Consider the following 6,000-nt stretch of genomic DNA (forward strand, 5'->3'; position numbering starts at 1 on the left):
GCGTGCTCGCGCAATTCGGCGGCAGCACCGTGCCCGGTTGAACGTTGCTCGACTTATTGTCGTACACGCCGCGGCTGACGACCAGATTGCCGGGCTGGAACTGGCTCGCATGGGCCGCTTGTGCAGCTACGCCAGCGGCAATCAGGGTGAGGGCAATCGCGGGCCGCAGGAAAAATGTTTGCATGTACAGACTCCGAATATTGTTAAGAAATCGGTTGAGTTCTCTGGCTCTCTGTATGACACAACGTGGGTACGACTGCTGCGACTTTAGCGGTGCTTAATGAAAGAATGATTGCCGAAACCTTGCAGACGTACAGGATCTGGCGCTAGCCTGGTGGTTGAATTGTCAACAGGAGCGTCCGCCAGTGCACACTGTCGATCCAGATTTGACGGCGGCCCTTCAGCGTCGAGTGGTCCGAGGGATCGAGCGATGGAGCGAGTTGCGGACTGCATCCTTGAGAGGTTTAATCGGCGCCTGCCCCGAGCACGAGGCGGCCCCGTTCAGGGTTGTATGCCGGCTAGAGAGCAAATGACCGTTGTGCAGCCTGCACCTGCCGATCGGGCCGACTTGCGTCCACCGTCCCTTGAGGGTCAGTCCGACCGACATGTGCTGCGAAGCCTGCGACCAAATGCACTGGAGTGATGGAACCGCGCCGCACGACGGGCTGCGTGCATTGCACAAGCCGAAAAGGCTGCGTCCGCTCGGCCGCAAGCCCGTGCTGGTCCAGAACTACCAGTGTCGACGGTGCGGAGCAAACTGGATATGTGAGGCCGATCCCCAGACGCCTAGCCGCGTGGAGTGGGTCTGTCTGCATCACGCGTCACGCATTCTGGATCCGCGCGCGGCGATAGAGGCGCAACCTTCCCCGCCAGGAAATCGGCAAACTGAAAGCTCCGTCTTTCAGGAGCCCATTGTCCCGGACGACGCCCCGCGCCGCCGGCTCAGCCTGAGACCACGGCGTGATCTGAAAAGCGTCTTGCCAGTTGCGCCGCATTTCGCATTCCGCACGGGCGGGCCCACGTCGGACGACGCGTAACGACGATGTGACCGGGTTAGTGCGGTGGTGAAAGGCGTCTGAAACGCTTCCACAGTTTCCTCAACGTCTGATGATCGGCAGCAACGCGTGAGGCGAGAAAGCCTCGCGCAAAGGCTGCGCCCGAAGCCGTCTCAGGCGATGTTCGCGGCAACGCCTTCAGGAGCCCATCGGCGACCGCGGCATCGTTACGCCAGCCCAGATCATCCTGGAGCGCAGCCAGTACACCGACGTAGTGGCGCACGACCCGCCCCGGACACAGCGAAGCAAAGAACTCGCTTGCATATCGAAGCTTCTTCGCCGCGATGCGGGCGCGATGACGACGGTTTTCATCGAGATCGGCCAGGCCTTTCCCTCGCGTGATGAGTTTCCTGTGCTGTCGACGCAGGAGTTCTGCGGCAAACTGCCCGGCTGGCCTGTCGATCGCTTCACGCTGCTCTTCGGACATCCCGTCTCCCCAGCCCCTGCGGCCCAACCATAGCGTGAGTTGGAGCATGAGCCGCGTACAGCGGACCGACTCGACTGCGGCTACCGCGCGCTGCCGGTTATTGACGGCAATCTGCTCGCACGCCTGCTTCACAGGCAGAATTTCGTCCGGATTGGTGTTCGTGCCCGCATGTTCGAGCGTTGATCCCGCCAGCACTTCCCAGTCACGCGCGGCGCCGAGTTCCGAGGCAAGCCAGCGCAATTCGTCGTCGAGGCCCGGAAAAGCGGGCACGACCTTCGCGAACAGGTCGAGCGCCGAACGCAAACGACGTAGCCCCACCCGCATCTGATGGACGCTCTCGGGAGCATGGCCGGACACTACGCCACGTTCGTTCGCGTGGACCTGGTCCAGACAGTTGCGCGCAATATTGCAGAATGCGTCTTCGACAGAATCGCGCCTGTCCAACTGCACCGGTCGCGCCTTGACGGCGTCGTGGCGCACGTCGACCAGAAGTGCGTAGCCGACATCGGCCTTGCTGAAATGGTCGATGCGCAGCGGCACGGTGTCGAGCAACTCGAGGGCAACGTTGTAGAGGCTTTCCGGCTGTCCCTGCTTCAGCGCCAGTTCCACCGCCGCGATCGGAACCGAACCCGGCTCTGCCTCGACGGTCCCTTCGTCGAGCGCAACTTCGATTTCGTCGCAAGACGGCAGGCGCAGCGGAAAGACTGAACGCCTGATCCGCGTGACAAAGACGGGCTTTAACTGGCTGGCAGTCGTCTCGTCGCGAATCAGCCTGCCGCAGTCGCTATCTTCATCGATCCGGTCCTGTAATAGCTTTAGATCGGGAAGACTGCCATCGACGGGCATCTCGAACTCGTCCCTGTCAAACAGCCCCGCCTTGACCGAACCTTCAAGCTTCAAAGTCTGGATTTTCTTGCTGCCGACAGTACGCACGCGCAGCGAAGCTCCGCACCAGTGAAATGAAAGCCCGGCAGTATCGAAATACGTGCTCTTCAGCAGGTGGGGAGCGGCGCCTGCACTTTTCGATCGGGCAAGCAACGGCGCGTGATGCAACCTGCCGACATCTTCGAGGGGAATCCGCAGCTTCAGCTCCCGTTCCATACGGCCTCCCATATGAACTTCCGACCATCACACTACACCGGAGCGCTTACGGTTCGATTCCGCGACTCGCAACAGGTTCGCGCATCCAGTTCCCGGGCAACGCGCGGAGTCTTTCTTCCGAGCGACGGGCTGGAAGCCGTACGGGTGCGTTCTGCTCCGCGCAGAAAGGCTCCTCCGACCTTGCGAATATCCAACCACTCGTCGAATTCTTCAAGCTTGGCTGGCATTGTGGCATTGTGGTTATGCTAGAGCAGGTCAGTTCGGGTTGGCATCGCATGTCACTGGCGTCTTCGAACCCATCCGCACCTCGCCAAGATTTGCAGAATTTAGGCATTGGTATGCGGTCTCCCATCCGAGTCATGAATATCCGTGGCAGCTTTCTTGCGTGTCTTACGGACACGCCTTTGGCGGATTCATCGGATTAAAGGAGGCCAGAAGGAATGAGTGAGGTGAGCTTCGCGTCGTTTTGGCACGGTCCGGAACTCTCTCCGTATGAGCACGCGTGCCTGAAATCTTTTGCAGCTTACGGCGATGAAGTGTCACTGTATTGCTACAGAACGCCCACGAATGTACCGGCAAACATCCATATCAAGGACGCCGGTGCCGTAGTCCCCAGGGAGTCCACCCAGTATTTCCGATTCAATGGAACGCCGTCGCTGGCGCATTTCGCAGATTATTTCCGGTATGTCATGTTCACCAGGACGGACGAGATCTGGGTCGATACTGATATGTTGCTTCTGAGGAGGCTCAATCTTCACGAAACCGCGAACCTTGCAGGAAAAGAAACGCCTGATAGCGTCTGCACGGCCATCTTGCGACTCGACTCACAGGACCCGCGTTTGTCGACGCTGATCGGTCGGGTCGAAGCCATGAAGGAGAAGAACATCAATTGGGGCGAGACTGGCCCGCGATTGTTGACCGCCGTGTACGGCCTGGGCAACAGCTACTCGCCGCAATACTTCTACCCAGTTCACTTCGACGACTACTACAAGGTATTCCTGCCGAGGTTTGCAGACGAGTGCGCGCATCTGTGTTCAAACGCCTACACACTTCATTTGTGGAACAATCGCATCGTCAGTATGGGCCTCTTCAAGAGAATCGGGCCGCCACCCGGTTCGTTCTTGCATAGGGTTTTCAAAAGATATGATGTGCTGTCGCTCTTCTCGGATTTGTATCCCGAATCGGTGATGGAAACGATGGTCCACAATGTCGAGAACAGGGTGGGCTCCGATGAGGGAGTGCGGAAACTGCTCAGAGTCGGCGTGCCCTTGTTGAAGGCCGCAGTCAAACGCTGGTCGTCTTTGGTGACTCCATAGTACAAGCCAGGCGATCATTCAACCCAGCCATCGAGCCAATGGTAGCGACAGTAATTGCAGAGTCATAGCTGGTAGCGAAAGATCTGGGATCTATCCACCCTGAAGATCAGCGACAAATGTGTCCAACTGACCAGTCGGTAATCACGCTCCTCGAGATAGCGAAACATGGCGGAATCTATCACATCCCTTATCGAAGTCAATGCAGATTCCACGATAATGATCTTTGGTTTGTACCTGCTGATATCGATCGATCGCAAGACTTCGTAATCGTGACCTTCCGCGTCGATGGAAAGCAAATCGATTTCATGACCAGCGTAGGGACTATGGTCCAGAACGTCATTCAATGTGGTGGTCTCAACCGTCCGGACAGCAATAGGCTTCTGGACATCGGCCGCAGCCACTTTTGGGTCTATGGTCGAAGTCAATCCATACCTGGAAAAATTATAGATTTTCCTGAGCGTTTTCTCGCTGGAGATGGCCGCGCATACGTTTATATCGTCAGCGCGTGCAAGAGAAAACGCTTCAATCTTCACAGGATCCATGTCTATGTTGACACCGCGCCAACCGCGCTTGTAAAGGGCGTGCGTGTTCGAAAACTTCACAGGATGGTATGCACCCACGTCTACATAAACACCCGTATTGCACAGCGGACTGATTATCTCGCGCAACACCGCGTCTTCCCCGAATTGCGAATAGTACAGGCGCGGCCCGCGCGTTATCCACGTCTTGCGAACGAGCCAAAGGAAGTGTCCGAAGTTCTTGAGGGTCAGCATATTCGCTCCAACCTCGAAAGGCTAACGGCACAAGATCAAACCGCGATTGACCTGGAAGCATGACCAGCAGAAAGTCGGTCCAGCATTGTTGCTATTTCGTCTGCTCTGTCGAGAGTCGCTATTCTTGGAATTCTTGACGATCTTTTATAAAAGTCGCACGCAAATAAAAGGACCCCGCTGCGCGCCGGATAAAAACATTACTCGCGAATTACTTACATGCCCGCAATATTTGCATTTTCATTTGGAGCTTACCCGACCGTTAGCAGAACGCTAAACGAACGGCATAAACTCGTGTAGTTTTGTCCGAAAGGGTTGAGGGGCATGAAGAAAACGCCGTGTGTGGGTCTCGTCAATTGTCGTAGGTGGTTCGGTATGGGCAGGACTCCCGTCGGGCGGAACGTTTTCCGAAAACACACCTCGTCCACCGCCGTTCCACGGACGAGAAACGATTTGAAAAACAGGCGAGTGCTTGCGCCGGGCGAATGGCTGCGCGATGAACTTATCTATAATCAACCGGATTCCAATATTCGGGGCGACCCGGATTGCCGCCCCCGGCGCTCCCCCTACCATGAACTCCCCGCGCCATTTGCAGCGGCAACGCGCCGTCAAAAGCGAGCGCCTTAGCCGACGCAATCCATACAGCACCTACTCGAGCTTCCAGGAGGCAAGCATGCTCAGCGTCCATGAATTTGCGACATTGATGCTGGTCAGGGACTCGGCCGACCAGATTGCTGAGCGGGAAGAGCTCGATACGTTGCTCGAACGCCAGCTCGTCGCCATGGAACAGCTCGCCGGCGAGGCTGTACGGCCTCGCATTACGCAGGACGGAGATTCGCTCCTTCGTACCCTCGCGCGCAGTCACTGACATGTCGAGACCTAAGGTGTTTGCGCCGGGATTCTTGAAACTGCATTCGTAGGACTCCGTCCCGACATTCGGGCCGGTCGATGCCAATCATGGTCGTCCGGATCGCGTCTGGCCTGACACTGAAGTTCCCCACAGCTACGCGTGCGCCCCTTCCGGTTCGCGGTGACGCCGAACGCAAACACTCGCCAGGAGTCGCTGGCGGCGCGATCTCGCCGGGAACAGGGAGAAACGGCCAGCACGATTCTCGACCCAGCGTGGCGCAGCGTGTGTTCCCGAGCGAACGTGATCACGAGTGGCAACGGGTCATGGACGTCTCATAGGGCCGCTGACTAGGTAGTCGGCCCTGAACAATTCGCTTAGTCGGCCACTCAACTCATGCTGTTGGCACGGCGGCGACGATATGGTTTAGCAAGGCGATGAGGACGAGGGCGTAAAAAAGCTTCAGCTTCCTGAGGATCATCCG

The 6,000-nt window shown here is 57.5% G+C and carries 5 protein-coding genes; 2 read left to right on the forward strand and 3 right to left on the reverse strand.

All coding sequences use genetic code 11. The features are described from left to right. Together VSR68_RS42200 and VSR68_RS42205 are read right to left on the reverse strand one after the other, a co-directional pair. Nucleotides 1-184, reverse strand: a 184-nt coding sequence (locus VSR68_RS42200; RefSeq protein WP_342945336.1) for a hypothetical protein, incomplete at its 3' end; no start/stop codon positions are given. 869 nt (nucleotides 185-1,053) lie between these two features. Further along, a complete protein-coding gene (locus tag VSR68_RS42205) occupies nucleotides 1,054-2,583 on the reverse strand; it encodes a CHAD domain-containing protein (protein ID WP_342945337.1) in 1,530 nt (509 codons plus the stop codon). Nucleotides 2,584-3,023: 440 nt separating this feature from the next. Between VSR68_RS42205 and VSR68_RS42210 the strand changes: the two genes are divergently transcribed. Beyond that, nucleotides 3,024-3,899, forward strand: a complete 876-nt coding sequence (locus VSR68_RS42210) for a hypothetical protein (RefSeq protein ID WP_342945338.1) — start codon at nucleotides 3,024-3,026, stop codon at nucleotides 3,897-3,899. A 62-nt stretch (nucleotides 3,900-3,961) separates the two neighbouring features. Here VSR68_RS42210 and VSR68_RS42215 read toward each other — a convergent pair whose 3' ends face one another. Beyond that, on the reverse strand, nucleotides 3,962-4,672 hold the full coding sequence (locus tag VSR68_RS42215; protein ID WP_342945339.1) for an FkbM family methyltransferase: 711 nt from the start codon (nucleotides 4,670-4,672) through the stop codon (nucleotides 3,962-3,964). A 670-nt stretch (nucleotides 4,673-5,342) separates the two neighbouring features. Between VSR68_RS42215 and VSR68_RS42220 the strand changes: the two genes are divergently transcribed. Beyond that, nucleotides 5,343-5,537 carry a hypothetical protein gene (locus tag VSR68_RS42220; protein ID WP_342945340.1) on the forward strand — a complete coding sequence of 65 codons (195 nt, stop codon included), beginning with the start codon at nucleotides 5,343-5,345 and terminating at the stop codon, nucleotides 5,535-5,537. Nucleotides 5,538-6,000: the final 463 nt, after the last annotated feature.

It is taken from the genome of Paraburkholderia phymatum (assembly GCF_038900715.1).
Taxonomy (GTDB): domain Bacteria; phylum Pseudomonadota; class Gammaproteobacteria; order Burkholderiales; family Burkholderiaceae; genus Paraburkholderia; species Paraburkholderia phymatum_A.

Excerpts from the sequence above, each read along its gene's own strand:
- VSR68_RS42205 (WP_342945337.1), bottom strand. The coding sequence starts at position 2,583 with ATGGAACGGGAGCTGAAGCTGCGGATTCCCCTCGAAGATGTCGGCAGG.
- VSR68_RS42210 (WP_342945338.1), top strand. The coding sequence starts at position 3,024 with ATGAGTGAGGTGAGCTTCGCGTCGTTTTGGCACGGTCCGGAACTCTCT.
- VSR68_RS42215 (WP_342945339.1), bottom strand. The coding sequence starts at position 4,672 with ATGCTGACCCTCAAGAACTTCGGACACTTCCTTTGGCTCGTTCGCAAG.
- VSR68_RS42220 (WP_342945340.1), top strand. The coding sequence starts at position 5,343 with ATGCTCAGCGTCCATGAATTTGCGACATTGATGCTGGTCAGGGACTCG.